Origin of the sequence: Burkholderia sp. AU28863, assembly GCF_002223195.1 — a bacterium.
Classification (GTDB): Bacteria; Pseudomonadota; Gammaproteobacteria; order Burkholderiales; family Burkholderiaceae; genus Burkholderia; species Burkholderia sola.
Genome location: NZ_NKFE01000003.1, coordinates 1,074,833 through 1,100,754 on the forward strand (window position 1 = coordinate 1,074,833; position 25,922 = coordinate 1,100,754).

24 protein-coding genes are annotated in these 25,922 nt (G+C 64.7%); 18 read left to right on the plus strand and 6 right to left on the minus strand.

What is annotated here, in order from left to right; all coding sequences use genetic code 11:
* Window positions 1–29 precede the first annotated feature (29 nt).
* Window positions 30–1,619, minus strand: a complete 1,590-nt coding sequence (locus tag CFB81_RS07355; RefSeq protein WP_089434949.1) for a collagen-like triple helix repeat-containing protein — start codon at window positions 1,617–1,619, stop codon at window positions 30–32.
* A gap of 677 nt (window positions 1,620–2,296) precedes the next feature.
* On the opposite strand from CFB81_RS07355, the gene CFB81_RS07365 reads away from it, so the two are divergent.
* The 14 genes from CFB81_RS07365 to CFB81_RS07430 all read left to right on the plus strand — a co-directional run bounded on the left by CFB81_RS07365 (window position 2,297) and on the right by CFB81_RS07430 (window position 16,202).
* Window positions 2,297–2,518, plus strand: coding sequence for a Flp family type IVb pilin (locus CFB81_RS07365; RefSeq protein WP_089434950.1), 222 nt, complete (start codon window positions 2,297–2,299; stop codon window positions 2,516–2,518).
* A 92-nt stretch (window positions 2,519–2,610) separates the two neighbouring features.
* On the plus strand, window positions 2,611–3,111 hold the full coding sequence (locus CFB81_RS07370; protein WP_069621382.1) for a prepilin peptidase: 501 nt from the start codon (window positions 2,611–2,613) through the stop codon (window positions 3,109–3,111).
* Complete coding sequence (locus tag CFB81_RS07375) at window positions 3,108–3,554, plus strand: TadE/TadG family type IV pilus assembly protein (protein WP_069621383.1); 447 nt, start codon at window positions 3,108–3,110, stop codon at window positions 3,552–3,554. Before CFB81_RS07370 ends, CFB81_RS07375 begins: the two co-directional genes overlap by 4 nt.
* 90 nt (window positions 3,555–3,644) lie before the next feature.
* Window positions 3,645–4,568: a Flp pilus assembly protein CpaB gene (cpaB, locus tag CFB81_RS07380; protein ID WP_069621384.1), complete on the plus strand. Its 924-nt coding sequence runs from the start codon at window positions 3,645–3,647 to the stop codon at window positions 4,566–4,568.
* 65 nt (window positions 4,569–4,633) lie between these two features.
* Complete coding sequence (locus CFB81_RS07385) at window positions 4,634–5,965, plus strand: type II and III secretion system protein family protein (protein WP_069621385.1); 1,332 nt, start codon at window positions 4,634–4,636, stop codon at window positions 5,963–5,965.
* Window positions 5,966–6,025: 60 nt separating this feature from the next.
* Window positions 6,026–7,300 carry a fimbrial protein gene (locus CFB81_RS07390; RefSeq protein WP_089435345.1) on the plus strand — a complete coding sequence of 425 codons (1,275 nt, stop codon included), beginning with the start codon at window positions 6,026–6,028 and terminating at the stop codon, window positions 7,298–7,300.
* A gap of 3 nt (window positions 7,301–7,303) precedes the next feature.
* On the plus strand, window positions 7,304–8,677 hold the full coding sequence (locus CFB81_RS07395; RefSeq protein ID WP_069621386.1) for a CpaF family protein: 1,374 nt from the start codon (window positions 7,304–7,306) through the stop codon (window positions 8,675–8,677).
* Window positions 8,670–9,662 carry a type II secretion system F family protein gene (locus CFB81_RS07400; RefSeq protein WP_069621468.1) on the plus strand — a complete coding sequence of 331 codons (993 nt, stop codon included), beginning with the start codon at window positions 8,670–8,672 and terminating at the stop codon, window positions 9,660–9,662. Before CFB81_RS07395 ends, CFB81_RS07400 begins: the two co-directional genes overlap by 8 nt.
* 4 nt (window positions 9,663–9,666) lie before the next feature.
* Window positions 9,667–10,659 (plus strand): type II secretion system F family protein, encoded by a 993-nt coding sequence (locus tag CFB81_RS07405; protein WP_089434951.1) that lies wholly within the window; start codon window positions 9,667–9,669, stop codon window positions 10,657–10,659.
* 18 nt (window positions 10,660–10,677) lie between these two features.
* Entirely contained in the window at window positions 10,678–11,520 is an 843-nt protein-coding gene (locus CFB81_RS07410; RefSeq protein ID WP_069621469.1) for a tetratricopeptide repeat protein, read from the plus strand.
* A complete protein-coding gene (locus CFB81_RS07415; RefSeq protein WP_069621388.1) occupies window positions 11,517–11,870 on the plus strand; it encodes a DUF3613 domain-containing protein in 354 nt (117 codons plus the stop codon). Before CFB81_RS07410 ends, CFB81_RS07415 begins: the two co-directional genes overlap by 4 nt.
* 96 nt (window positions 11,871–11,966) lie before the next feature.
* A complete protein-coding gene (locus CFB81_RS07420; protein ID WP_089434952.1) occupies window positions 11,967–13,940 on the plus strand; it encodes a pilus assembly protein TadG-related protein in 1,974 nt (657 codons plus the stop codon).
* 108 nt (window positions 13,941–14,048) lie between these two features.
* Entirely contained in the window at window positions 14,049–15,440 is a 1,392-nt protein-coding gene (locus CFB81_RS07425) for a sigma 54-interacting transcriptional regulator (protein ID WP_069621389.1), read from the plus strand.
* Window positions 15,441–15,494: 54 nt separating this feature from the next.
* The gene (locus CFB81_RS07430; RefSeq protein WP_069621390.1) at window positions 15,495–16,202 is read left to right on the plus strand and encodes a DUF2968 domain-containing protein; all 708 of its coding nucleotides are present in this window, start codon (window positions 15,495–15,497) and stop codon (window positions 16,200–16,202) included.
* A gap of 81 nt (window positions 16,203–16,283) precedes the next feature.
* Here CFB81_RS07430 and hfq read toward each other — a convergent pair whose 3' ends face one another.
* Entirely contained in the window at window positions 16,284–16,862 is a 579-nt protein-coding gene (gene hfq / locus CFB81_RS07435) for an RNA chaperone Hfq (protein WP_069621391.1), read from the minus strand.
* Between the two features lie 295 nt (window positions 16,863–17,157).
* Here hfq and CFB81_RS07440 point away from each other — a divergent pair, with 295 nt between their 5' ends.
* Window positions 17,158–17,439, plus strand: a complete 282-nt coding sequence (locus tag CFB81_RS07440) for a hypothetical protein (protein ID WP_069621392.1) — start codon at window positions 17,158–17,160, stop codon at window positions 17,437–17,439.
* A gap of 27 nt (window positions 17,440–17,466) precedes the next feature.
* Here CFB81_RS07440 and CFB81_RS07445 read toward each other — a convergent pair whose 3' ends face one another.
* From CFB81_RS07445 to CFB81_RS07460, 4 genes are all read right to left on the minus strand, one after another.
* Window positions 17,467–18,384: a DUF1571 domain-containing protein gene (locus CFB81_RS07445; RefSeq protein ID WP_069621393.1), complete on the minus strand. Its 918-nt coding sequence runs from the start codon at window positions 18,382–18,384 to the stop codon at window positions 17,467–17,469.
* A 29-nt stretch (window positions 18,385–18,413) separates the two neighbouring features.
* Entirely contained in the window at window positions 18,414–20,168 is a 1,755-nt protein-coding gene (locus tag CFB81_RS07450; RefSeq protein ID WP_089434953.1) for an AMP-binding protein, read from the minus strand.
* 157 nt (window positions 20,169–20,325) lie between these two features.
* Window positions 20,326–21,147 carry a TetR/AcrR family transcriptional regulator gene (locus tag CFB81_RS07455; protein ID WP_069621395.1) on the minus strand — a complete coding sequence of 274 codons (822 nt, stop codon included), beginning with the start codon at window positions 21,145–21,147 and terminating at the stop codon, window positions 20,326–20,328.
* 216 nt (window positions 21,148–21,363) lie between these two features.
* Window positions 21,364–22,584 carry an MFS transporter gene (locus CFB81_RS07460; RefSeq protein WP_089434954.1) on the minus strand — a complete coding sequence of 407 codons (1,221 nt, stop codon included), beginning with the start codon at window positions 22,582–22,584 and terminating at the stop codon, window positions 21,364–21,366.
* Window positions 22,585–22,864: 280 nt separating this feature from the next.
* Between CFB81_RS07460 and CFB81_RS07465 the strand changes: the two genes are divergently transcribed.
* The 3 genes from CFB81_RS07465 to CFB81_RS07475 all read left to right on the plus strand — a co-directional run bounded on the left by CFB81_RS07465 (window position 22,865) and on the right by CFB81_RS07475 (window position 25,914).
* Complete coding sequence (locus CFB81_RS07465) at window positions 22,865–23,407, plus strand: GNAT family N-acetyltransferase (RefSeq protein WP_089434955.1); 543 nt, start codon at window positions 22,865–22,867, stop codon at window positions 23,405–23,407.
* A gap of 125 nt (window positions 23,408–23,532) precedes the next feature.
* Window positions 23,533–24,159 (plus strand): ParB-like protein, encoded by a 627-nt coding sequence (locus CFB81_RS07470; RefSeq protein ID WP_069621398.1) that lies wholly within the window; start codon window positions 23,533–23,535, stop codon window positions 24,157–24,159.
* 24 nt (window positions 24,160–24,183) lie between these two features.
* Window positions 24,184–25,914, plus strand: a complete 1,731-nt coding sequence (locus tag CFB81_RS07475; protein ID WP_089434956.1) for a SulP family inorganic anion transporter — start codon at window positions 24,184–24,186, stop codon at window positions 25,912–25,914.
* The last annotated feature ends 8 nt before the right edge of the window (window positions 25,915–25,922 follow it).

The following is a 25,922-nucleotide window of genomic DNA, read 5'->3' on the forward strand; positions in this document are numbered from 1 at the left end:
CGCTGTCTTGTCGATGAATGGATGTCGGATTACTTGTGCGTGCCGCCGAGCAAGCCGCCGATCAGCGACGTGACGGGTGCGAGCAGGTTCGTGCCGGAGCCGGAGCTCGTGACGGCACCCGTGCTGCCGCTCAGCGCCGGCGCACTGACGGTGCTGGTGGCTGCGGGGACCGGAGCTGCAATCGGATTGCCGCCGCCCGTTACGCCGCCGAGTGCGCCGGTGACGGCGCCGAGGAGACCCGTGACCGGTGCGAGCGGGCCGCCGCTGGTACCGCCCGTTGCGCCGCCGAGCGCGCCGGTGACCGTCGAGACGAGGCCGGTCACCGGAGCGAGCGGGCCGCCGCTGCCGCCTGCTGCGCCGCCCAGTGCGCCGGTGACCGTCGAGACGAGGCCGGTCACCGGAGCGAGCGGGCCGCTGCCGCCGCCTGCTGCGCCGCCCAGTGCGCCGGTGACGGTCGACACAAGGCCTGTGACCGGAGCGAGCGGGCCGCTGCCGCCGCCCGTTGCGCCGCCGAGTGCGCCGGTCACCGTGGAAACGAGACCCGTGAGCGGGGCGAGCGGGTTCGTCGCGCCGCCGGTGCTGCCCGTAAGCAGGCCGCCGACGGCCTTCACGGTGTTGCCCGTCGACGAGATGGTGCCGCCGAGGCCGGTGGTGACCGGGTTGCCGCCCGTCGATGCGAGCAGGGCGCCGGCCTGGTTCAGCCCATTGCCGACCGTGCCGAGCAGCGTGTTGACCGGTGCGCCGAGGCCGGTTGCCGCGCCGATCGTCTGGGTCGTCTGGCCGACCATCGTCGTGATCGGCGTGATGGCCGAGCTGACCGTTTGCGTGACCTGCTGGATCGGGCCGGTCGACAGCGCGTTGGTGAGCGTGGTGCCACCGTTCGACACGGCGCCGCCGAGCGTCGATACGAGGCCGCCGACGGCGCCCGTGACAGGCGCGAGCGGCGACAGCGGGCCGCTGCCGAGGCTCGTGACCAGATTGCCGGTTTGCGTGACTGCGCCGCCGAGCTGATTGACCACGCCGCCGGTGCTGGCGACCGTGGTGCCGACCGGGTCCTTCGTCGCGCCAAGCTGGCCGAGGCCGCTGCCGAGGCCGTTGCCCAGCGCAGTGACAGCGCCGCCTACGCTTTGCACGATGCCGCCCGCGGCTTGCGTGGTGGCGGGATTGACGCCCGGCAGCGACTGGCCGGCGATGACGGTGCCGAGGCCCGTGACGGTGCTGCCGAGGCCCGTGGCGATCGTGCTGGTTTGTGCGAGGACAGTTCCCACGGCGTTCGACGAGACACCCGAGGTGCCGGACGTACCGCTCGTTCCCGACGTTCCGCTGGTGCCGGACGTGCCGCTCGTACCCGAGGTTCCGCTGGTACCGGAGGTGCCGGACGTGCCGCTCGTGCCCGAGGTCCCGCTGGTGCCGGAGGTGCCGCTCGTACCCGAGGTGCCGCTCGTGCCGTTGCCGCCCGACGTGGAGATCGTATCGCCGCCGCCCGAGCTGGAGCCGCCGCCGAGGCCCTGGCTGATGGAGCCGGAGCCGCCGCACGCGGAGAGGGAGAGCATGGCTGCAACGGTGGCCGCGATCAGAGTCGTCCGGAACACGCCATGAGGGATAACCTTAATGTCCATTTCTTCCTCGCATTAAAAATGTGTTGTGAACTGCGTTGTGTTGAGTGATGCGAGGACTACTCTGCAACTGTCGTGCCATTTCGATGGCCGACGGTTCGACAACGGGTTTTAAACGAGGCAATTCCTTGTCGGAAAAGGGACTTCCGGAAATTGAAAGATTGTTGAATCTGTTTAAGAGTGGATGAATGAGAACGGTTTCGGCCGTTTCGTAACGTAACGTCACAACATTGGCGTTACGCGTGCGGCGTAACGTGGGTCCCCCGCAGGCTTGGTGGACACGGCAATGGTTTTACTGGTGGATTAGGTGTGCACATCTAACCTATCGTAAATCCTATGTGTAAGTCGTACCGAAACGCCGTACAAATACGTCGTGCTCCTGGTCTTTTTTTCCCGTCAGAGCGGTTAAAAGAGGTTGGAACTTAAATAGGATCGGATATAGAATCGGGAGCAGATGTAAGGAAATGTACGGTTCGGTACACTACGTTCGAGGAGGAGCGCTATCGCGAATGTTAACTTGCATCAAATCGTGAGCAATGCCCTTCGGGGCGACCTATAAAGAAAGCGCACCCGGTTGACGTTACAGCAGATGTGGCGAACGGTTGGGGCAAACGGCCAGATATGCGGGGATCGATACGTATAAAAGGCCAGAAAACGTAAATACAGGCACGAGGAATAAAATGAAAGCAATCATCAAGCGTTTCCTTAAGGAAGAAGACGGGGTTACCGCGATCGAGTATGGGCTGATTGCGGGTCTTATCGCTGTTGCGATCGTCGCCGGGGTGACGAACATCGGCAGCAGTCTCGGTACCATGTTTACTAATCTTGGCACTTGCGTGTCCACTCCTTCCGCTGCCAACTGTTCTGCCAACGCGATTCGGGGCAATACTCCTCAAGGTTGACTTCTTCGTTCTTGGAAGTCGTCGTGGCGTGGTAGCGGGCGGACTACTTCGGTAATCCGCCCGCCCTTGCATCTGCTGCGGATCGTGGTGCGATGGGACATCTCATTTTTAGCGGGGTATTTCTGACCTGGGCCGGCTCGGTTGTGGTCAGCGATATTCGTTTCCGCCGTATTTCGAACGCGCGTGTCCTGGCCGGACTGATCGCTGGGTTTGGCGGCGCATGCATGGCGGCGAATCCATTTGGCATTTCCGTGCATCAGGCAGTGGTCGGCATGCTGGTCGGCCTGATCGGATTGATGCCGTTCTTCCTTCTGCGCGTCATGGGCGCAGCAGACGTAAAAATTTTCGCCGTGCTCGGCATCTGGTGCGGTGCGCATGCGCTGCTTTGGCTCTGGGTAGCTGCCAGTCTGGCTGCAGGGCTGCACGCGCTCGTACTGATGCTGCTGTCTCGCACGTCGCTCGGGGGCGTGTGGCGGCAGCGCGAACCGATGCTGACAGTGGGCGGGTATCGGGCGACGCCTTATGCCGCATGCCTCGCGGTGCCGGCTGCCGTCTGGTTGGTCTATCTCGTCGCAATCGGGGGCATGCGATGAAACGACAGAACGCGTGCGGGGGACGGCGACGGCAACGTGGAGCGACAGCGGTCGAGTTTGCGATCGTGTTCCCGCTGTTCTTCGTGATTTTCTACGCGATTCTGAGTTTCGGGATGATTTTCGTTATTCAGCAGAGCTTGACGCTGGCCGCGAGCGAGGGCGCGCGTGCAGGATTGGCCTATGCGCCGGACCTCACGGCGCGAGTCGCGAACGCCAAGACGACTACGCAGAACGTTCTTGGTTGGCTGAACAGCAGTCCGCCCAACGTGGTGGCGCAGCAGTGCAACTACAACGGAACGCCTACGCCGTTGCTGTACTGCCTGACAGTCACGGTCAGCTATGCGCCCGATAGCTGGATGACGATCATGCCGTTCCTCGGGGCGATCATGACCAAACCACTGACGGGTACGGCAGTGGTGCAAATTCCGCAGTCGATGCTATGAGTCGGGCATCGTGACGCGATAGACATGTCACGCGCAAATCGCGCGACAAGAAGAAACTGGTTGGCTTCATTCCGGCATCCATACGACAACATGACCAACAACTTAACGAAGATCATCGCGGGGCTGCTGATTGGGATCGCCGTTCTGCTCGGAATCTATGCATGGGTGCTCGGACGCAGCGCTTCAAGTCCCGCGCCGGCACAGCCGATGGTGTCCGCAACTGCGGTGCCTGTCGTGATTGCAACGCGTGCTTTGCCAAGTGGACAGCCGATCCCAGCTGATGCGCTGAAGATCCAGGCGACGGCGCCGGCACCGGCAGGCGCTTTCAGCGATCTTGTTCCGCTGGTTGGTCGCGTGCCGACTCGTGACATTCCGGCCTCGACTCCGGTCGTTGCTGATGCACTGGTGTCAGGGCTTGCCGAGGACGTGCAGCCGGGCGAGCGCGCGGTTGCGGTTCGCGTCGACGAAACGAACGCGGTCGGCAACCGGCTGCGGCCCGGTAATTTCGTCGATGTGTTCCTGAACCTGAAACGAGAAGTGGGCAGCACGATGCTTGACGGTGAGGTTTCGCAGACACAGGCGCGACTGCTGTTGTCGAAGGTCAGGGTGCTGTCGTTCGGCGATGCGACCGCCGAGCGCGACAGCGGCAACAACAACGGTGGTAACGGGCAACCGACCGGCGCTCGCATCGCGGTGCTCGCGGTGCCGACCGCGCAGGTCGACGCGCTGACGCTCGGCGAGGCGAGCGGCCGCCTGACCTTTGCATTGCGTAACCCGCGTGACGACGACCTTGCGCTGCAGACGGTTGCAGTCCGTACGGACAACAAGCTGTCGCCGTCGGCGCTGGCCGCAGCAGGCGTCTCGCTGCAGCAACTGTCCGGCACACCGAGAACACCGGTAGCCAGCGCAAACCTGCCGCCGTTGCCGTCGCATCTGCCGCCGCCTGCTCGGCCGAGCGGGGGCGGCGGCATCGAAGTAATTCGCGGCGGCCGCTCGGAAACGGTTGCTTATTGAATCGGATAAACGGCGATCGATATCAGCGACGACAAGCAAAAGGCCGCGCGCCGGTCTACCAAACGATGAAAAACATACTGATTGCATTCGCGATTGCCATCTGCACCGTGACCTTTACCTCGTTCGCGAGCGCCAGCGCTACGATCGAACTCGCCGTCGGTGCACAACGGCAGATTTCGGCGGGCCGTACCCTGCAGCGCGTCGCGGTCGGTGATCCGGCAGTTGCCGACGTGCTGATCATGAAGGGCAGCCGCTCGGGTTCGGTCCTGCTCATTGCGAAGGCTCCCGGCGCAACGAACGTGATGCTGTGGGAGCGCGGGCGCGATGAACCAACGATCTGGAACGTCGAGGTTGTCGACGCGGCCGCGCAAGCCGTGCTCGACGGCACTACGCCGCGCGTGAATGCATACGGCGGCACGGCTGTGCTGCAAGGTTCCGCCGCGTCGCTCGAGGCGCATGCGCGTGCGGCTGCGGTCGGCAAGAACATGAGCGGGAAGGGCGCCGTGATCGATCGCTCGACGGTTCCCGGCAAGAGTGTCGTGCAAGTTGACGTTCGGGTCGTCGAATTCAGCCGTTCGGTGCTCAAGCAGGTCGGGTTCAATTTCTTCAAGCAAAGCAACGGCTTTTCGTTCGGATCGTTTTCGCCGGGTGGCGTGCAATCTTATAGCGGCGGTTCGGGCCCGGGGACTGGGGGATACGTTCCGACGCTCGGATCGCCAGTCGCGTCCGCATTCAACTTGGTCGTGAACGCGGCCGGGCGCGGCATCTTTGCCGACCTGTCTCTGCTGGAGGCGAACAATCTCGCGCGCGTGCTGGCCGAGCCGACACTGGTCGCGCTGTCCGGCCAGAGCGCGAGCTTCCTCGCGGGTGGCGAGATTCCGGTGCCATCGCCGCAGGGGCTGGGTTCGACGGCGATCCAGTGGAAGCAATACGGCGTCGGGCTCTCGTTGACGCCGACGGTCTTGAGTCCGAGCCGGATCGCGCTGAAGGTCGCGCCCGAATCGAGTCAGCTCGACTTCGTGAACAGCGTGACGATCAGCGGCGTCGCAGTGCCCGGCATTACGACGCGCCGCGCGGACACGACAGTCGAACTGGGTGACGGAGAGAGCTTCGTGATCGGCGGCCTGATCGATCGCCAGACGATGTCGAACGTAAGCAAGGTGCCCTTGCTCGGCGATCTGCCCATCATTGGGACGTTCTTCAAGAATCTGAGCTATCAGCAGAACGACAAGGAACTGCTGATCATCGTGACGCCGCATCTCGTCGCGCCGATTGCCAAGGGTGCGGTGTTGCCTGCAACACCCGGCGAGTTGTCCGAGCAACGCGACGGGCCGGTCTGGAAATCGTATCTGGGCGGAGCTGCGTCGCCCGACGCTGCTCCCGGATTTTCGAAATGAGTGGAATGTCTCGCGGCTTGCGATGCAACGCCACGCCTTGTGCAATCGGGGGTGTTCGACATGAATGCACGAATTCAATCATTGTGTGAACCCGCCGTGACCGACTATTTTGTTTGTGCGTCGCCGCATGAGGCGCATGTCCGCTGGCTGGCCGATACGCTTGTGTCGGCCGGCGCGGTCGAGGCCGCATCGCTCGACCCGGGTGTGCTGGCGCAGCGCATTACGGGCCTCAATCCGGCGCTCGTCTTCATCGATTTCTCGGACGGCAGCACGGCGGCGAGCATCGCCGCGGCTGCGATTCGCGCCACACATCCGGGGCTGCCGATTGTCGCGCTGGGTTCGCTCGCACAGCCGGAGAGCACGCTCGCTGCATTGCGCGCCGGTGTCCGCGATTTCATCGACGTGTCGGCTCCGGCGGAAGATGCGTTGCGCACGACTCGCGGGTTGCTGGCGAACGTCGGCGAGCCGGCGAGCCGCCACGGCAAGCTTGTTGCACTGCTCGGCGCGCGCGCGGGCATGGGAGTGAGCACGCTCGCAGCGAATCTGGCCGTATGGTTGCAGAAGCGCTCGGTGAGCCCGGAGGGGAGTGGCGAGCCGAACGGCGGGATGCCAGCCGGTCGCCAGACCGCGCTCGTCGACCTCGGCCTGCCAGCGGGCGATGGCGCGTTGTTCCTGAATACACGCTGCGAATTCCATTTCATCGATGCGGTTCACAACCTTCGTCGCATCGACCGGACCTTCGTGAATACCGCGCTGACCCGGCATGAGAGCGGCGTCGCGTTGACGACGCTGCCGACGGATCTCGGCGCGCTGCGCGACGTGTCGTACGCGTCGTGCGCCGGTTTGCTGAATCGGTTTCGCGCATTCTTCGATCAGCAGATCGTCGATCTCGGCGGTTTTTCGAACCGCGAATTCGTTGCACAGATCATGAGTTCCGCCGACGAAGCATGGCTTGTCTGCGATCAGGGCGTTGCATCGATCGTGTCGGCGGCCGATTTGCTCACCGGGCTGCGCGACGCGGGTGTCGACACCGATCGTGTACGGCTCGTCGTCAACCAGTACGACCCTGCACTCGATCTGACGCCCGCGCAGATCGCGGAGAGACTCGGACTGTCGCTGGTCGGCACGTTGCCTTCGCGCCGCGTCGCGATCGGCCACGCGGCAAACCAGGGCCGACTCATCGTCGATATGGCGGAGCGCGATCCGTACGTGCGTGCGCTCGACTCGCTCGCCGCGCGGTTGCCGGGCGTGTCGATTCGTCCGGCTGTACCGCGTCCGGCGTCTGGCCTGTCCGCGCTGAAGCGCTTCATTCAACCTTCGTCCAAGCGGTCGTAAGCGATGGCACACGACATTCAATTTGCCGACGGCTCAGCGCCGTTTTCCCAGACGCAGCAATTCCACGACATCAAGAATGCCGCACACGAACACTTGCTGACGCGCATCGAAGAGTTGGGCGCCGAGTTCGGCAGATGGTCCCGTCAGGCGATCAACCAGTTCGTCGACCTCGAGATCGACAGCTTCGTGCGCCTGCGCCGCATTCCGCTCAACGAGAACGAGGTACGGACGGTTGCGGAGGCGTTGACGAAGGAACTCGCGGGTTTCGGGCCCATCGAGGATTTACTCGCGGACCCGGCGGTCGAGGACATCCTGATCAACGGCTACAACGACGTGTATGTGTCGCGTCATGGGATCCTTGCCAAGCTGCCCGTGCGCTTCACCGACAACGCGCACCTGTTGCGGATCGTGCGGCGGATCCTCGCGCCGATCGGTCGCCGTCTCGACGAGTCGAACCCGATGGTCGATGCACGGCTGCCCGACGGCGGTCGCGTCAACGTGGTGATTGAGCCGCTGTCGATCGACGGTCCGGTCGTGTCGATCCGGAAATTCCGCAAGGATCCGCTGAAGCCGTCCGACCTGCTCGGCAACGGAACGTTCAACGAAGAGATCAACACGTTGCTTCAGGCGGCAGTCGAGGCGCGCTGCAACATTCTTGTGTCGGGCGGTACGAGTTCCGGCAAGACGTCGCTCCTCAACGCGCTCGCGTTCCATATTCCGGAGATCGAGCGTGTCGTGACAATCGAGGATACGGCGGAACTGTCGCTAAACCACCCGCACGTCGTGCGGCTCGAAAGCCGGCCGGGCGGGTTCGACGGTACCGGCGTCGTGTCGATTCGCGACCTGCTGCGCAATACGTTGCGGATGCGTCCGGACCGGATCATCGTCGGCGAAGTGCGCGGCGGCGAGGTGCTGGAAATGCTCCAGGCAATGAACACAGGCCACGACGGCTCGATGGGCACAGTGCATGCGAGTTCGCCGCGCGAGTGTCTGTACCGTCTCGAGATGCTGGCCGGTTTCGCAGGTTTTCAGGGCACCGAGTCGAGCCTGCGTCGGCAGATCGCGAACGCCATCGACTTCATCGTGCAAATCGGACGCCTGTCGAACGGGCGGCGACGAATTCTATCGATCACCGAAGTGACCGGGCTGTCCGACAACATCATCGCGACCCAGGAGCTTTACCGCTATGAAGCGCGCGTGACACCGGAGGGCGAGGAAGTCGACCACTGGGAAACCCTGGGCATTCATCCGCATTCGCCGAAGCTTGCACGCTTTCGCCAGACGCTGACGAGTGGTGGGTTCGGCGATGGCGGATTCGGTGGGGGCGGCTTTGGCGGTGGTGGGTTCGGCCGCGGCGGCGGGGGCTTCAATGTATAGCGCAATGGTATGGGCGCTGGCGATCGCGATGCTGTGTGTCGCGGCTGCGATGGTGCTGTGGCATCACGCGGAGACCCGGCGCGTACGGACCGACGCGAAGCGTTTCATTGACAGCCGGCTCGAGCCTCGCGCACGCGTCCCCGCATCGGCGGCATCTGCGCCGGCGGCTGGGGCCGTGCGCGCCGTGCAGCAACCGGGGACGGCACGGAAGGTATCGTCCGAGGCCTTCGGGGCGCACTGGTATGGGACTGCCTCGGAATATCTGTCCAACCTTGCGAGCCGCGCGGGGATAGACGATGCGCGCGGCAAGGCAGTCGTCGCGCTTGTCGTGCTTGTCGTGGCTGCGGTCATCGCGGGCAGCCACGGCGGCATGCTGGCGTGTTTCGCGGCACTCATTTGCGGAAGCGCGATACTCGGCGTCTGGCTCGCATCGCGGATTCAGCGGCGGCGGCTGAAAATTGTTCGGCAGATTCCGTCGTTTCTCGACGGGATCGTGCGTCTCGTGACGCTCGGCAACAGCGTGCCTGCTGCTTTTCAGTCCGCGCTGTTGACGACCGAGGAGCCGCTGCGCGGCTGTCTCGACGTCGTGTCGAGGATGTTGCGGAGCGGTATCGAGATCGACCGCGCCATGATGCACATCGCGAAGATCTACCGGGCCGAAGAGTTCGAGCTCGTCGGCTCGGTGCTGCGCTTGTCGGTCAAATATGGCGGTCGCGCGGATGTGATGCTTGAACGGATGGCCGTATTCATGCGCGATCTCGAGCAAGCCGAGCGTGAATTGACCGCGATGTCGTCGGAGACGCGACTGTCCGCGTTCGTCCTCGTCATGCTGCCGATTGCAATCGGCAGCTTTGTCGTGATGACCAATCCGAAGTATCTGTACGGAATGTGGAGCGATCCGAGCGGGCGGTCGCTGCTCATGATCGCGTTCCTGGCTCAAGTGGTAGGCAGCATATGGCTGTATCGAATGGCTCGGCTCAGGTGAGGCTATGACGGCGACTCAAATCGGAGCGATTGCATTGGCCGTGGGTGCACTCGGGGTGCTGCTGCTCGGGATGGCCGTGACGTTACGTGCGAATGCCGCGGCGCGCGCCGAACGAGCATTGGTCGATGCGCTGGATCGGCGCATGGCTGCATTGGAGGCGGCGAAGGCGCGACCATCGCAGGATGGCGAGGCTCCGGCGAAAGCCAACGTGCGCGGCGGGCAGCGTGTCGAACGTTGGCTGGATCGCCTGTCGGCGGCAGGCATGCGGTGGCTGGATACCGGCTTCGGCAAATATGCTGTCGCGGAAGAAGATCGTCGCCTCCTGGAGCAATGCGGGTATGTCGATGCACGGACGCGTGGGCTGTTTCTGAGTGCACGGGTCGCGTGCGGGATCGCGTTGCCGCTGCTGTTCGCAATCTTCGCGAGCGGGCGTGTGAAAGGCAGTATCTGGATGGTCGGCATGTGCGGTGCCTTCGCGCTCGGCTTCATGCTGCCGAAACTCTATGTGCAGCGCCGCGCCGCGTCGCGGCGACAGAGCGTCGTCGACGAACTGCCGTTACTCGTTGACATGCTGCGCTTGCTGCAGGGTGTCGGCCTGTCGCTCGATCAAAGCCTGCAGGTCGTGACGAACGATTTTCGGGGGATGCTGCCGGTACTGTCGTCGGAGGTGGGAATCGCGCAGCGTCAGTTCGCCGCAGGCCGTACGCGCGAGCAGTCGCTGCAACGGCTGTCGAGTGGATTCGACAACGAAGATCTGCGCGCGATCGTGCGATTAATGATTCAGGTCGACAAGCATGGTGGCGCGGTGCAGGAACCGCTCAAGCAGTTCGGCGACCGTTTGCGTGAGACGCGTCGAGCGATGCTGCGCGAACGGATCGGTAGATTGACGGTAAAGATGACGGGCGTAATGGTGCTGACGCTGTTACCTGCTCTGCTGATCGTAACGGCGGGGCCGGGCATGCTGGCAGTGATGCGCGCGTTGTCGTCGCAGCATTGAAGGATGGAAGGACAGACGATGAAGCGAATCGGCGAAGCGGTAACCCGGGCGGGCATGCTGGCGGTGGCGCTGCTGCTCAGCGCATGCGCAACCAAGGAAAGCGGGTATGGCGTCGGCGCACAGACCGAGCGTGCGGCACTGATGCAAGCCGCAGATCAGAAGCAGTCCGTGCCGGATACGCCGGGGATGTATCTGGGTCTGATTCAGCGCATGCAAGCGCAGGGCCTCTATTATGCTTCGCTCGCGCACATCGATGCATATGACAAGACATACGGTGTCATGCCGGAATCGATCCTGTTGCGTGCGGATGCGCTGCGGATGACCGACCAGCCGGCCGCAAGTGCGGCTGTGTATGCACAGTTGCTGAAGACGCCACTTGCGGCGCGCGGTTATCGCGGGCTTGGGTTGCTTGCGGGCGCCGCAGGCGATTTCGATCGTGCCGTGCAGGCGTTGACGCAAGCATCGGAGCTCGCGCCGACGGATCCGTCGCTACTGTCCGACCTCGCTTATGCGAAATTGCGCAGCGGCGACGTCGTCGGTGCGCGCGTGCCGCTGATGAAGGCTGCCGAACTCGATCAGCGCAATCCGAAAATCGTCAGCAACCTTGCGCTGTATCTGTTTGCGGCAGGGCGTGCGCAGGATGCGCAACGGCTGATGAACCAGCAGCATCTGTCGCCGGAAATTCGAAAGGACATCAGTGGCGATGCCGCGAAGATCGCCGCGGCGGCGCGTGCGCAGCAGCGCGCAATCGCGACGCCGCCGGTGGTGTCGCGGCCCGGCGCGACGACGCCAATCACGCCGATGGCGAACAACTTCGGTTACGACCAAACTGTGCCGCTGCTGCAACGGTTTTCACAATGAACAGGCATTCGGGGAACGACATGAGCGACAACACACGGAATCGAAGCGCATGCGCGGGCCGGATTGCGATGCTGGTCGCGATCATCTGCATCGTAACGGATTCCGGCACTGCATATGGTCAAGATGCCGTGATACTGGGTGCGTCCGACGTTGGCCGCTCGACCAAAGACTGGCTCGCGATGCAACGCGACAACCGCGCGGCGGCGCCGACGCAACCTGTGTTCGGTGACGTCGCGTCGCTTGCGTACCAACGCTATCTCGATTCGTTCAAGAACAAGATCCCTGATTCGATGAGTTCGCAACTCGGCGCTGTGGGCGGCATGTCGGGCGGCGGACAGGGCGGGCAATAAAGCGGGATGACCATGCGTGCAGATCAGTCGCACACGGCACGGCGGGGGAGCGCCGGTAGTCCCGGGATCAGTCGCCAGCGCGGTAGCGTCGCGATCATGGCGACGATCTGGACGCTGGTTGCGATCATTATTCTGGGCGCAATCGACGTCGGCCATTTCTATGCCGAAAGACGCCGGATGCAAGCAGCGGCTGATTTGGCCGCGTTATCGGCAGTCTCTCAGGTGACGACCGACGCGACTTGCCAGGCAGCGAGGACCGCAGCCAGTCAAATCGCGAACCCGGCGACGAATGCATTGCCGGCGGGTTCGAAAGTTTCCGTGTCGTGTGGCATCTGGACAGCGCCTCAGGGCAGCAGCAGCGCGCAGTTCACACGGGTGTCGGGCGACCCGATTATCGGTAGCCAGTGCGCTGGGCTCTCTGCCGGAACGGTCAATGGCCAATCGACCAACGCCGTTTGCGTCACGGTGACCGAGCCGGTCGACGGGATTTTTCGCGGTGGCGTCACGATTGGCGGATCGGCCATTGCCAAGAGCGTACCGACAGATACTTTTACGTTGACTACGTCTCTTGCAGCGTTGAACGGCGGATTGGCCAATCAATTGCTCAAGGCGCTGACAAGGTCAAACGACAATGCGCTGAATCTCCAACTGGTCGACTATCAAGGACTCGCGCAAGTCAACTTGAAGCTGGCCGGCATTCTTGCCAATCTCCCGGTCGGCACCAGTACAGGCGTGCTGAATGGCACCGTGACGCTCGGTCAACTGGCTAATGCCGCGGTGCAGGCGGCGACGCAGCAGAGCGTAGCCGCGGCGAACCTGAAGGTGCTGAACGCACTAGTCATCGCCCTTTGTCCGGGGGGAGTGTGTGGCGGGCCGCAGATCGCGCTCGGTCAACTGGTTTCCGCTGCGACTGCGACGGGAAGCTCTGCTGTCAATGCCAGCGTCAATGCTCTCGGATTGCTGTCGACGGCATTGCAGATCGCGAACGGCACGAATTCGGTCGACATTCCCAGCGTCACGGTTCAGACGCCTACCGCGCTCTCACCGCTACTGAACGTGACCGTATCGGGTTCAGTCAAGTTGGGGGCCAATCCGCCGTCCACGGCGAGCGGTCTGCCCGGGCCATTGAATTGCGGGACGTCCGATTGCACGACCAGCACGTCGACCGCGCAGGGCAACGTGTTTCTCAATACGTCTATCTCGCTGCTGTCAAGCTGTCCCACCGGTGGATTAGTCTTTCCGGGCGGTAGTTGTCCGTCAGGTAGTCCGACGCCGCTTGCCGCCGTTCAATTGCCGATTACGGCGTATGTGGCTCCCGCCACGACCGGTCTGGCGTCCGTCAGCTGTTTGGCGGACGGTACGAAAAGCGCGACAGTGAACGTGCAGACCGGAGTAGTCGCCGTCTATATCGGGGGGGCTTCGAGTACGAAGATCAATCTCTCTGCTCCGTCCGGGTATTCACCCGATGGTAGCGCGGCGCCGATTCCGCTGGTGACCGTCAATCTGAGTAGTTTGCTCAATCTGCTTAACCTCGGCGGACTGTCGTCTACGCTGGCCGTATTGATCAAGACCCTGACGCTAGGTATCGTCGATCTGAACGCAATTTCGGTCAACATTGGCTTGCGGCCCGGGCAAATGACGACAGTGCCCGTCGCTAATCAAAGTCCAACGCCGTTGCTGTTCTCATATCCGGGTTCTCAATCATCCGCTGCACCGAATCCACCCTCGCCGTACATGCTGGGCACGGGAACGGACCAGTTTCTGTCGCCTGCGGTGACTGGCATCACGAATAATGGTCTGACGGTGTCGTTGACGCTGGGTGACAGTGGATTGCTTGGGGCGCTGAAAGCAGTAGGCATCGATCTGAGCGGGGTATTGAGTCAGTTGTTGAGTAACCTTCTCGGACCGCTTCTGAGCGCACTCGGGAACACGCTCGTTCCGCTCCTCCTGCAACCGATCGATTCGCTCCTGACTTCCGTCACGGGCCTGCTCGGCCTGAGCCTAGGGAACGCCTATGTCACCAACACGCCGGATTCGATCAAATGCGGCAATCCCATGCTGGTTCAATAAATGCCTGAACGTTCTGTTACCGAAGCAGCCGGTATCGTCGCCGCCCGCAGCTGGCCGCTGATCTGCAACACCAAGCAACCCGTCAATTACTGAAGCCGCACCCGAAACATGAGAACCACGCCCGCAATCGAAGAGCTCGACCTGTACGTCTGGGAAGGCAAGGCGGACATCGTCGACCGCGTCGCCCGGTGCATGGCGAGCTTCGACGTCGAAGTGATCCGCGCCGACAACGCGACGGTCTCGCCCGAGCGCGCCGCGATGCGGCGATCGCTGGCGATCATCAGCGTGACGATGATCGAAGGCGGCGCGGCATTCCTGCGCGACTGGCAGGCCAATATCGGCATGCCGGTCGTCTGGGTCGGCGCGGCGCGCGACCACGACGCGTCGCAGTATCCGCCCGAGTATTCGCACATCCTGCCGCTCGATTTCACGTGCGCGGAACTGCGCGGCATGATCGGCAAGCTCGTCACGCAACTGCGCGCGCACGCCGCCGAAACGTTGCGGCCGTCGGAACTCGTCGCGCACTCCGAATCGATGCAGGCGCTGCTGCACGAAGTCGATACGTTCGCCGACTGCGACACCAACGTGCTGCTGCACGGCGAAACCGGCGTCGGCAAGGAGCGCATCGCGCAGCTGCTGCACGAAAAGCATTCCCGCTATCGGCACGGCGAGTTCGTGCCGGTGAACTGCGGCGCGATTCCGGACGGCCTGTTCGAATCGCTGTTTTTCGGCCATGCGAAAGGGTCGTTCACGGGCGCGGTTGTTGCGCATAAAGGCTATTTCGAGCAGGCGGCCGGCGGCACGCTGTTCCTCGACGAAGTCGGCGATCTGCCGCTGTACCAGCAGGTCAAGCTGCTGCGCGTGCTCGAGGACGGCGCGGTGCTGCGCGTCGGCGCGACGGCGCCGGTCAAGGTCGATTTCCGTCTGGTCGCGGCGAGCAACAAGAAACTGCCGCAGCTCGTGAAGGAAGGGCTGTTCCGCGCCGATCTCTACTATCGGCTCGCGGTGATCGAACTGAGCATCCCGTCGCTGGAAGAGCGCGGTGCAGTGGACAAGATCGCGCTGTTCAAGTCGTTCGTCGCCCAGGTGGTCGGCGAGGAGCGGCTCGCCGAGTTGTCGGACCTGCCGTACTGGCTCACGGATTCGGTGGCGGACAGCTATTTTCCCGGCAACGTGCGCGAATTGCGCAACCTGGCCGAGCGCGTCGGCGTGACGGTACGGCAGACGGGCGGCTGGGATGCCGCGCGGCTGCAGCGGCTGATCGCGCACGCACGCAGTTCGGCCCAGCCGGTGCCGGCGGAGAGTGCGGCCGAGGTGTTCGTCGATCGCAGCAAGTGGGACATGAACGAGCGTAACCGCGTGATCGCCGCGCTCGACGCAAACGGTTGGCGGCGTCAGGACACGGCCCAGCAGCTCGGCATCAGCCGCAAGGTGCTGTGGGAAAAAATGCGCAAGTACCAGATCTTCGACGAAGAGCCCGAGACCCGCGAAAGCGAGTAATTAATGAGATAAAATCGCGTGGAATGACAACGATCCGCGCGGGAATAAAACTTCATGAGCCATATGACGGGGTTGGGGCGGGTGAGCGTATTGCTCGCCCTGGTGGGAGGCATGCAAGGCGCGTTCGCGCAGGGGCTGGCAGGTAGCGATTCGTCGGCGGTGCAGCCGGCGTCGGCGCCGGTAGCCGCGATTCCGGTGATCGATTCGCAGGCACAGACGTCGGTGCAGCCGCAAGCGGGCGAGTCGACGGGGCCGAGCACGGTTGACGATCTGCAGCGCCAGATCCAGTCGCACGCGCTGACGGAAATGCGCACGAGCTACAACGGCAGCTACGGCGCGAGCCTGCTATTCAACGTCAAGGACGGTGCGTACTTCGTCGCGCTGTTCCAGCAAAAGGCGTTCTGGCGCGTGATCAAGACTTACAACGAAGCGCGGGCGGAAGCGATCTATCGCGATTTTTCGCACCAGGCCGAGCGGCTGGCCGTCGACGAACTGCGCGCGGCGAAGCTGGAATCGCAGAAGGCGCAGATGGACAAGCAGATCGAAGTCGTGCAGGACCGCGCGCGGCGTCTGCAGGCGGACATCTCGATCGCCCGCCAGCAGCAGGCGGCGGTGGCGGATCGCCAGAAGAGCGTGCGGAGCGAAACGGCGACGCTGCAGGCGCAACAGGCTCAACTTCAGTCGCAGTTGCGAGCGTTGCAGCAGCAGGTGCGTTCGCTGCAGCGCGAGGCCGACGCGGGCCTGCCGGCGACGGCACGCTGAACGCGGTAGCGGCGGTGCGACGACGTGCCGCGCCGGCCGCACCAGTGAAAAGGGCAAGCCGACTGGCTTGCCCTTTTTGTTTTACTGGCCGTCCGGCACGATTCGCCGGCGGCGCGTCACGATGACCGGACCGTTGCCGCCGCGGGAATCCGACGGCGCGGCGTTGCCCGAGGCGTCGCCGGTGTCGCGCGGCGCGCCGTAGCTTTCGCGCGGTTCACGCGGCTCGCGCGGTGCGCCGTAGCCTTCGCGCGGCTCACGCGAGCCGTAACCCTCGCGCGGTTCGCGCGAACCGTAGCCTTCACGCGGCTCGCGGGAGCCGTAGCCGCCGTCGCCGCGCGATTCGCGCGAGCCGCCGTGCGAGCCGTACGGGCTGTGACCGCCGCCTTCACGGCCGCCGGGGCGACCGCCGGTGCGCGGGCCGCGGGGGCCGCCGCCGCCCGGCCGCGAGCCGCCCGTGTCGAGCTGGATCGTGGAAATCGCGCGCTTGTAGATGCCTTGCAGACCCACGGGGGTGCGCAGCATCACCAGATACTGGTCGAACGACTCGATACACCCCGTCAGACGAATGCCGTTGACGAGATAGATTTCAACACGCTTACGTTCCTTGCGCGCCGAATTGATGAAGTCGTTTTGCGGATGGGATTCTGCGGGATTGGCCATTGAGGTGCGGCAGGAGCCTGCGTCAGAGAATATGTTGTGCGTGTGTGTGGCGTGTTCGTCCACAAGGCGTTTGGCGGAATTCTACCCTGTTCGATAGGGGAGCGCGCAGTCGCGATTGTGTCGAACCGTAACCCACTATAGACGTTCCGGCGCATTTTCGCGATTAGGCCGAACGGCCGAAGCCGTTTCGTTACGCTGCGTTACGACTCTCGCAACCCCGTATCACCTCGGTCCGCGCGCCGCGCTTACATTGGTCGCGCGAGCCGGACGGGCCGGCTTATCAGGGATGCGGAGCATGAACAAGAGGCAAGTGGCAGCGGTGATCGGGAGCATGGCGTTGCTCGTTTCCGGTAGTGCAGTGGCGGGGCACGTGGATCTGTCGGTCGGCATCGGCGTACCCGTCGCGCCGGTCTATGTCGAGCCGGCGCCCGTCTATGTCGCGCCGCAGCCCGCCGTCGTCGCCTATCCGGGCTACGGATATGGCTATTACGGCGATGACGACGACGATCGCTACCGCAAGTGGCGCAAGCACTATTACAAGCACTGGCATCGGCACCATGACGACGATGACGATTGAGCCCGTGGCGAGCCCCGCCGACGCGCGTCAGAACGCGTAGTCGGGGTTTTTCGGGTCGAATGCGGTGTCGTCGAACGGCGTGGGCGCGATTTTCTCGATGACGATCCGCTCGAAGATCCTGCCGTCGTTGTCATAGGATTCGACGGTCCGGAAATAGGGGGCGTGCAGGTCGAGCCCCAGCACTTCCTTTTTCGCATAGAACTGCGGCCGGCCGGTCGGCGTTTCGTAGGTGAGCGCGACGACGCGCACGCCGTCGATCGTTTTGGCCTCCACATCGGTCGGCCGCTGGACGCCGGCCTCCACGTATTTCTTCCCTTCGGTCAGGTACAGGTTCGCGATGAACTCGGTGCCGAGATCCTTCACCTGATGATTCGACTGGGCGCGTGCGAGCGCGCCGTCGATCGCCGTCCACAGCGGAATCTTGCCGAGCAGGCCGCCGAGATGGCCGTACATCTCGTCCTTGCGCTGCGTCGTGTCGTAGATGGTCTCCTGTCCGGCATGCGCGCCGCCCGGCAGCCATTTCGCATACACGCGCAGCGGCTCGCGGGTCGTCTTCACGAGCATGCGGTCGGGCGTGTCGGGCCATTTTCCGCTGATGCGCTCCTGGCGCACCATCGTGAACTGGTACGACGGATAGCCGTTCGGGCCGTTCCGGATGTAGAGCGGCACGGCGAGCGGATCGAGCGCCTTGAAGAGCGCGGTGAGCGTCGCGTCGTCGAGCTGCGCGAGCGTGCCGCGCTGGGCCGCCGTGCGCAGCCAGCGCGCCTGTTGCGCGAGCGGCTCGTGCGTGACCTTCGCGAGCTCCGCCGGCAGCGCGGCCGCCTGCGCCGCGCTCGCGGCGCCAGCCGTTTCCTGTGCATGCAGGCCCGCCTGTGCGAGCGACAGTACGCACGCAGCGGCCGCCGTAGCGACATGTCGCGCGTGGCGTTTCATTGCTTCGTTCATCGACGGCAACTCCCGGAGCGATGGATCGTTCAGCCTTGCTTCGCGGCCTCGAGTTTGGCGAGTTCCTCGTCGCGCAATGCGCGGCGCAGGATCTTGCCGACGTTCGTCTGCGGCAGCGCGTCGCGGAACTCGACGAATTTCGGCATCTTGTAGCCGGTCAGGTTCTTGCGGCAGTGCGCGAGCACGTCCTCGGCCGTCAGCGACGGGTCGCGCCGCACGACGAATACCTTGATCCGTTCGCCCTGGACCTCGTCCGGAATGCCGATCGCCGCGGCTTCGCTGATGCCGGGATGCATCACGAGCACTTCCTCGATCTCGTTCGGATACACGTTGAAGCCCGACACGAGGATCATGTCCTTCTTGCGGTCGATCAGGCGGATGAAGCCGCGCTCGTCCATCACGCCGATGTCGCCGGTGGCGAGCCAGCCGTCGGCGTCGATCACCTTCGCCGTCTCGTCGGGGCGCTGCCAGTAGCCGCGCATCACCTGCGGGCCGTGCACGCACAGCTCGCCCGGCTCGCCGATCGCGGCCCAGGTGCCGTCCTCGCGCCGAAAGCGCACGACGGTCGACGGCGCGGGCAGCCCGATCGAACCGCTGAATGCGGCCATGTCGTTCAGGTCCACGGGATTCATCGTGACGATCGGCGAACACTCGGTGAGGCCGTAGCCTTCGACCACCGGCCGGCCCGTCACCTGCTGGAAGCGCTCGGCGACCGCGCGCTGCATCGCCATCCCGCCCGCCATCGCGAGCTTGAGCTTCGAGAAGTCGCGCTTGCGGAATTCCTCGTTGTCGAGGAACGCGTTGTACAGCGTGTTGATACCGGTGATTCCCGTGAACGTCTCGTGGCGGATGATCTTCATCACCATCTTCATGTCGCGCGGGTTCGCGATCAGGATGTTGCGCCCGCCGAGCCCCATGAAGATGAACGCGTTCACCGTCAGCGAATAGATGTGATAGAGCGGCAGCGGCGTGAGCACGGTTTCGACGTCGCCCGACACCTGGTCGGCGATCCAGGCCTTCGCCTGCAGCAGGTTCGCGATCAGGTTGCCGTGCGTGAGCATCGCGCCTTTCGCGACACCGGTCGTGCCGCCCGTGTACTGCAGGAACGCGAGATCGTCGCGCGTGATCTGCACCGGTTGCGGCTTGCCGCGCGCGCCGAGCGCGAGGGCGGAGCGCAGCCGGATCGCCTGCGGCAGGTGGTAGTCCGGCACGAGCTTCTTCACGTGCTTCAGCACGAAGTTGATCAGGCGGCCTTTCGCGTTGAAGCCGTCGGCGAGCAGGTCGCCGAGCGCGGTGACGACGATGTGCTTCACCTGCGTTTCCGGCAGCGCGTCCTGCAGCGTGCGCGCGAAGTTCTCGAACACGACGATCGTCTGCGCGCCGCTGTCCTTCAACTGATGCGCGAGTTCGCGCGCGGTGTAGAGCGGATTCACGTTGACGACGATCGCACCCGCCTTCAGCGTGCCGAACAGCGCGACCGGATACTGGAACGTGTTCGGCAGCATGATCGCGACACGATCGCCGGGCTTCACGCCGATGCTTTGCAGATACGACGCGAATGCGTCGACTTTCCGCGCGAGCGTGCGGTAGGTCATCGACGCGCCGGCGCTCACGTAGGCGACGCGGTCGGCGAAGCGGGTCGTGCATTCGTCGAAGAACTGCACGAGGGACGCGTATTGCGTGACGTCGATCTCGTGCGGAACGCCGGGCGGGTACGACGCGTACCAGACGGCGTCGGTGTTCGGCGGAAGTTGGGCCGAGGTGGATGCTGCGGAAGATGACATGACGTGTCTCCGGTCTTGGCTCTCGGCGCGGGCCCGCGCTTGAACGCCTGCCCATGCCCCGTGCTTCGCGGCTGGTCGACGCGGGCGTCTCGACGCCGCGCCCGACCGCGCGTATCAATCAAATCGTGAACAGGAAGCCGCGCGTGGCCTCGCGCGCTCAGTTCGTGGAATGCAGCGTGGCCGCCTCGGCGGCTGTCGTGCCCGACTGCGGCAGCCCGAACGCTTCGCTTGCGCCCGCGTCGTCGAGCACCGCCGCGAAGATCGACAACTGTGCGCTGTCGGGCATCGGCGCCTTCAGCGCGGCGACGATCAGCGACGACAGCCGCGCGATCATCTGCACGTCGTTCATCGTGCGGCCTTGCGAGAACTCGTCGATCAGGCTTTCCGTCTCGGCGCCCGCGAGCGCGCCGGACAGCGCGCCGATCGCGAAGTGCAGCCGCCAGCCGAGCTCGGTGCGCGGCAGGTGCGGCAGCGCGCGCTGGAACGCGTCGAAGAAGCGGCCCGCGACGCTTGCGTAGTGCGCGGTGAGGAAGTTGCGCACGAACGGCGAAGGATCGGTGTACGCACGGCCGATCAGCCGCAGGAACCCGGGTCCGCCACGTTCGGGATTGCGCGACGCCTTCAGCGCCGGAATGAACATCGCGCCGAGCACGTGCTCGCAGGTGATGTGCGTGCCGAGTTGCGCATCGAAGCGGTCGAGGATGCCGAGGCGTTCCTGGTTCAGTTGGTCGAGCCGGCGCGACAGCATCGCGTGGATCAGCGCTTCCTTGCTGCCGAAGTGGTAGTTGACTGCAGCGAGATTGACCGTCGCGCGCGACGTGATCTGCCGCATCGACATCGCTTCGAAGCCATGTTCGATGAACAGATCCTCGGCCGCATCGAGAATGCGCGCCTTCGTCCCGCCGGTCTGCCGCGTACCGGATGATCGTGCCCCCGACGGCCGTCCCGCAGATGGCCGCCCCTCCTGACTTACTGCCATGTTCCGCCTCCCATGCCGGTTTCCCGGCCGCGAACAGGTGATTTGATTATCTGATTCAAACAGTCGTTTTTATTAAGATAAAAAATCGCGGGTAGGCCGGGCAAGCGCGGAATCTGGATCAATTCCTCTAGTTCGATGTGCAGGTGCGGAAAGCCCCGGCGCCCGCGCCCGACGGGGCGGGGCGCGCGCGATGACGCGGTGCCGCAACGTGCGGGTTCACCCGGCGGTGGTACGCGTATTGACCGATTGCGTCATGTCGATGCCGCGCCGTTCGCGGCTGAACAGGATCAGCACGGCGATCGCGACGGCCACGATGCCGGCCACGAGCGCGAGCGCGAAGCCGTAATTGTCGTGGTTCGACACGGCGAGCGACGCCTGCATCGTCGCATTGCCCGACGCGAGCAGATTGCCGAGCTGGTAGACGACGCCGGGGAAGGTCGCGCGGATTTCGTCGGGCGAGATCTCGTTCAGGTGAACCGGTATCACGCCCCACGCGCCCTGTACCGAGATCTGCATCAGGAACGCACCGGCGGCGAGCGCGATCGCGCCGCTGGAGAACGCCCACAGCGGCAGCACGGGCAGCGCGATCAGCGCGGCGATGAAGATCGCGCGGCGCCGGCCGATCCGCTCCGAGATCGCGCCGAACGACAGGCCGCCGACGATTGCGCCGACGTTCAGCACGATCGTGATCCACGACACGGTATGCGGATCGAAGTGGTGCTGTTCGCGCAGGAAGGTCGGATAGAGATCCTGCGTGCCGTGCGAGAAGAAGTTGAACGCGGTCATCAGCACGATCGCGTAGATCGTGAGCTTCCAGTTCTGCTTCAGCGTGGCGCCGAGGCCCGGGCGCGCTTGCTTCTCCATCTGTTTCCAGGCCGGCGATTCGGGCACGTGCGCGCGCACGTACAGCACGAGCAGCGCAGGCAGCACGCCGACCATGAACATCCCGCGCCAGCCGATGTACTGGTAGAACAGGCCGAACACGACCGACGCGAGCAGATAGCCGCTCGGGTAGCCGGCCTGCAGCAGCCCGGACACGAAGCCGCGCGCGTGGGTCGGCACGGTCTCCATCGTCAGCGCGGAGCCGACGCCCCATTCGCCGCCCATCGCGATGCCGAACAGCGCGCGCAGCACGAGCAGCGCGGTCAGGCTCGGCGCGAAACCCGACGCAAGCTCGAGCAGCGAATAGCACGCGATGTTGACCATCAGCGTGGGGCGGCGACCGAAGCGGTCGGCGAGCCGGCCGAAGATCAGCGCGCCGAGCGGGCGCATCGCGAGCGTCAGCGTGAGCGCGAACGCGACGGCGGGGATCGTCGACGCGAATTCCGCGGCGATGTCCTTCAGCACGAAAACCATCAGGAAAAAGTCGAACGCATCGAGCGTCCAGCCCAGGTAGGCGGCGATCGTGACGTTGCGTTGCTCGCGGGTCCAGCTCATGTGCGGGTCTCCTCGTTGGCTTGCGCGCGCGCGATTGTGCATGCGGATGCCGGCCCGGCTCGCGCGCGACGCGGGGCACTGATCGAGTGTAGGCTTGCGCGCCGCGCGCTGTGGGGCGCGATAACCGAGAATCGGGAATAATCCCTACGAAATGCACTGTTTCGGAAACGGAAACGGAACCGTGCGAGGCCCGCGACAGGACTCTGTATCATTGCGGAAGGCTTTTTGTATCCGTTCTGTAATGCGCTCGCTGCGCATCGCCACCGAATCAGGAGTCCGGATGAACGACCGTTCCGCCGACCCATTGCCCATGCTCGAAACCGCGCGGCTGTGGCTGCGTCCGCGCGTGCTGGCCGATCTCGATGCGTGCATCGAGATGGATCGCGATCCCGAGGTCACGCGCCACATCGCGGGCCCGTGGCACGACCCCGTCGAGCATCGCCGCTTCGTCACGCACCGGATCACGTGCGACTATCCTCCGGGTCTCGGCTACTGGTCGATTTTCGAGAAGGCCGCGCCCGAGGTGTTCATCGGCTGGATCCTGCTGATTCCGGACTACAAGGAAGGGTCGCGCGACGTCGAGATCGGCTGGCGGCTCGTGCGTGCGACGTGGGGGCGCGGCATCGCGAGCGAAGCCGCGGCGGCCGTCGTGCGGCATGCGTTCGACACCGTGCGGCTGCCGCGCGTGATCGCGGATATCGCGGAGGCCAACAGCGGCTCGCTGAACGTGGCGCGCAAGCTCGGGATGCGGCGCGTGAGCATCGTGCACGACGACATTCCCTACATTCGTCATCGTCTCGAACGCAACGATTTGCGTGCGTAGCGCGGCGTCGCGCAGGCAGCGGGCGTCGCGGATCATTGAGCGAAGGCGGATCGCGGTGACGACGGATTAACGGCGTGCGCGATCAGGAGTATCGTTGCCGGAATTTCGCTACATGGGGTACGACCATGGCACTCGGCAACGACGTTCATCTCATTCCCGTCAGGCTCGACGCGCTGCGTCCGACCCAGATGACGGTCGGCTATCGCGAAGTCAAGGCGAAGCGCAAGCGCTGGAAGACGCTGAACAGGCGCGCCCGCAAGGCCGCGATCGAATCGCACTGGTTCCCGGCCGTGCTCGGCCCGGACGGGCTGCACTACATCACCGATCATCATCATCTCGGTCTCGCGCTGATCGAGGAGGGCGAGGCGCGCGTGAACGCCATGCTGCTGAAGGACCTGTCGTGGCTCGACGACACGATCTTCTGGCGGATGATGGAACACAACCAGTGGGTGCATCCGTTCGGCCCGGACGGCTCGCGGCGCGACTATGCGCATTTGCCGAAGGCGCTGACGGGCCTCGAGGACGATCCGTACCGCAGCCTCGCCGGCGAGTTGCGCACGGCGGGCGGCTATGCGAAGGATGCGACGCCGTTCAGCGAATTCCTGTGGGCCGACTATCTGCGCCAGCACGTGTCGCTCGAGCAGATCCGCAAGAACTTCGCGAAGGCGCTCGATATCGCGCTGCATCGCGCGCACGACCAGGATGCGCGCTATCTGCCCGGCTGGTCGGGCGTGATTGCCGTCAAACCCTGACCGGCGCACGGCGCGCACCGCCCCATGACGACCGCTCCGATCCGCCCCGACGCCGGCCCGCAACATCCGGACCATTTCGCGACGCTCGACGCGCCGGCCGCGCCGCGCACGCGGCGCGTCGGTCTCGATGCGCTGGCCGGCCTGTCGATTGCCGGCCTGCTGATTCCCGAGGCGGTCGCGTATGCGGGGCTCGCCAACCTGCCGCCGCAGGCCGGCCTGATCGCGCTGCTGTCGGGGCTCGTCGTCTATGCGCTGACGGGCAGCAGCCGCTTCGCGATCGTGTCGTCGACGTCGTCGTCGGCCGCGGTGCTCGCCGCGACCGTGCTCGCCGAATCGGGGGTGGCGCTGGCCGCGCAGCTCGCGCTCGCGGCGGCGCTCGTCGCGATGACGGGCGTGCTGTTCATCCTGGCCGGCGTCGCGCGGCTCGGCGGCATGTCGGATTTCGTCGCGCGGCCCGTGCTGCGCGGCTTCACGTTCGGTCTCGCGCTGACGATCGTCATCAAGCAGTTGCCGAAGATTCTCGCGATTGCCGTGCAGCACGGCGATGCGCCGCACGTCGCGCTCGACCTGCTCGCAGGCGCGCCGCACGCGAATCTCGCGAGCGTCGTGCTCGGTGCGACCGCACTCGCGCTGCTGTTCGGGCTCGGGCGCCGCTCGCGCGTGCCCGCGACGCTCGTCGTGATCGTGCTGTCGATCGCGGCGAGTTATGCGATCGACTGGCAGCGGTACGGAATCGCGATCGTCGGCCATATCGACTTCCGGCACCTCGAATTCGGCTTGCCGCATCTCGATCGCAATGCATGGATGCAGACGGTCGAGCTCGCATTCGCGCTGATGCTGATCCTGTACGCGGAATCGTACGGATCGATCCGCAATTTCGCGCTGAAGCATGGCGATACCGTATCGCCGAACCGCGACCTCGTCGCGCTCGGCTGTGCAAACCTCGTGTCGGGCCTCCTGCACGGGATGCCGGTCGGCGCCGGCTATTCGGCGACGTCGGCGAACGAGGCGGCCGGTGCGCAGTCGCGCGCGGCCGGCCTGTGGGCGGCCGGCGTGGTCGCGCTGATCGTCTGGCTGCTGCTGCCGCAGCTCGCGCGCACGCCCGAGCCGGTGCTCGCGGCGATCGTGATCTTCGCGGTCAGCCATTCGCTGCATCCGGCCGTGTTCCGGCCGTACTGGGCCTGGCATCGCGACCGGCTCGTCGTGATCGCGGCGCTGCTCGCGGTGCTCGTGCTCGGCGTGCTGCACGGGCTGCTCGCGGCCATCGGCGTGAGCCTGCTGCTGACGCTGCGCAAGCTGTCCGAGCCGAACGTGAGCGTGCTCGGCCGGCTGCGCGACAGCCACGATTTCGTCGACGTCGCGAGCCATGCCGATGCGAAGCCGGTACCGGGCGTGCTGATCGTGCGGCCCGAGGCGCAGCTGTTCTTCGCGAACGCGGACCGGATGCTCAATCGCGTGCGGGCGCTGATGAAGGCCGCGCCGGACACGCATACCGTGATGGTGAGTCTCGAGGAAACGCCGGATGTCGACGGCACGACGATCGAATCGTTGCGCACGTTCGCGGCCGAATGCGCGGCGCGCGGGCTGCGGCTCGCGCTCGTGCGGCTCAAGGTGCACGCGCTGCATGCGCTGCGCCGCGCGGCGGACGGTGCGCTGCACGCCGACGCGATGTCGGAGCTGAGCGTCGACGAGAGCCTGCAATCGCTGCAGGCCGGCGGGCCGCCGAACGGCAGCGACGGCACGGGCGCCGCGTGACGGCGAGG

What these genes read in the sequence shown, in the direction of transcription:
- CFB81_RS07460 (WP_089434954.1), bottom strand. Translation starts at nt 22,584, where the DNA reads ATGAGCTGGACCCGCGAGCAACGCAACGTCACGATCGCCGCCTACCTG.
- hfq (WP_069621391.1), bottom strand. Translation starts at nt 16,862, where the DNA reads ATGGCCAATCCCGCAGAATCCCATCCGCAAAACGACTTCATCAATTCG.
- CFB81_RS07395 (WP_069621386.1), top strand. Translation starts at nt 7,304, where the DNA reads ATGGCACACGACATTCAATTTGCCGACGGCTCAGCGCCGTTTTCCCAG.
- CFB81_RS07365 (WP_089434950.1), top strand. Translation starts at nt 2,297, where the DNA reads ATGAAAGCAATCATCAAGCGTTTCCTTAAGGAAGAAGACGGGGTTACC.
- CFB81_RS07405 (WP_089434951.1), top strand. Translation starts at nt 9,667, where the DNA reads ATGACGGCGACTCAAATCGGAGCGATTGCATTGGCCGTGGGTGCACTC.
- CFB81_RS07425 (WP_069621389.1), top strand. Translation starts at nt 14,049, where the DNA reads ATGAGAACCACGCCCGCAATCGAAGAGCTCGACCTGTACGTCTGGGAA.
- CFB81_RS07375 (WP_069621383.1), top strand. Translation starts at nt 3,108, where the DNA reads ATGAAACGACAGAACGCGTGCGGGGGACGGCGACGGCAACGTGGAGCG.
- CFB81_RS07390 (WP_089435345.1), top strand. Translation starts at nt 6,026, where the DNA reads ATGAATGCACGAATTCAATCATTGTGTGAACCCGCCGTGACCGACTAT.
- CFB81_RS07420 (WP_089434952.1), top strand. Translation starts at nt 11,967, where the DNA reads ATGGCGACGATCTGGACGCTGGTTGCGATCATTATTCTGGGCGCAATC.
- CFB81_RS07410 (WP_069621469.1), top strand. Translation starts at nt 10,678, where the DNA reads ATGAAGCGAATCGGCGAAGCGGTAACCCGGGCGGGCATGCTGGCGGTG.
- CFB81_RS07445 (WP_069621393.1), bottom strand. Translation starts at nt 18,384, where the DNA reads ATGAACGAAGCAATGAAACGCCACGCGCGACATGTCGCTACGGCGGCC.
- CFB81_RS07475 (WP_089434956.1), top strand. Translation starts at nt 24,184, where the DNA reads ATGACGACCGCTCCGATCCGCCCCGACGCCGGCCCGCAACATCCGGAC.
- CFB81_RS07465 (WP_089434955.1), top strand. Translation starts at nt 22,865, where the DNA reads ATGAACGACCGTTCCGCCGACCCATTGCCCATGCTCGAAACCGCGCGG.
- CFB81_RS07400 (WP_069621468.1), top strand. Translation starts at nt 8,670, where the DNA reads ATGTATAGCGCAATGGTATGGGCGCTGGCGATCGCGATGCTGTGTGTC.
- CFB81_RS07440 (WP_069621392.1), top strand. Translation starts at nt 17,158, where the DNA reads ATGAACAAGAGGCAAGTGGCAGCGGTGATCGGGAGCATGGCGTTGCTC.
- CFB81_RS07455 (WP_069621395.1), bottom strand. Translation starts at nt 21,147, where the DNA reads ATGGCAGTAAGTCAGGAGGGGCGGCCATCTGCGGGACGGCCGTCGGGG.
- CFB81_RS07385 (WP_069621385.1), top strand. Translation starts at nt 4,634, where the DNA reads ATGAAAAACATACTGATTGCATTCGCGATTGCCATCTGCACCGTGACC.
- CFB81_RS07430 (WP_069621390.1), top strand. Translation starts at nt 15,495, where the DNA reads ATGAGCCATATGACGGGGTTGGGGCGGGTGAGCGTATTGCTCGCCCTG.
- CFB81_RS07470 (WP_069621398.1), top strand. Translation starts at nt 23,533, where the DNA reads ATGGCACTCGGCAACGACGTTCATCTCATTCCCGTCAGGCTCGACGCG.
- CFB81_RS07415 (WP_069621388.1), top strand. Translation starts at nt 11,517, where the DNA reads ATGAACAGGCATTCGGGGAACGACATGAGCGACAACACACGGAATCGA.
- CFB81_RS07370 (WP_069621382.1), top strand. Translation starts at nt 2,611, where the DNA reads ATGGGACATCTCATTTTTAGCGGGGTATTTCTGACCTGGGCCGGCTCG.
- CFB81_RS07450 (WP_089434953.1), bottom strand. Translation starts at nt 20,168, where the DNA reads ATGTCATCTTCCGCAGCATCCACCTCGGCCCAACTTCCGCCGAACACC.
- cpaB (WP_069621384.1), top strand. Translation starts at nt 3,645, where the DNA reads ATGACCAACAACTTAACGAAGATCATCGCGGGGCTGCTGATTGGGATC.
- CFB81_RS07355 (WP_089434949.1), bottom strand. Translation starts at nt 1,619, where the DNA reads ATGGACATTAAGGTTATCCCTCATGGCGTGTTCCGGACGACTCTGATC.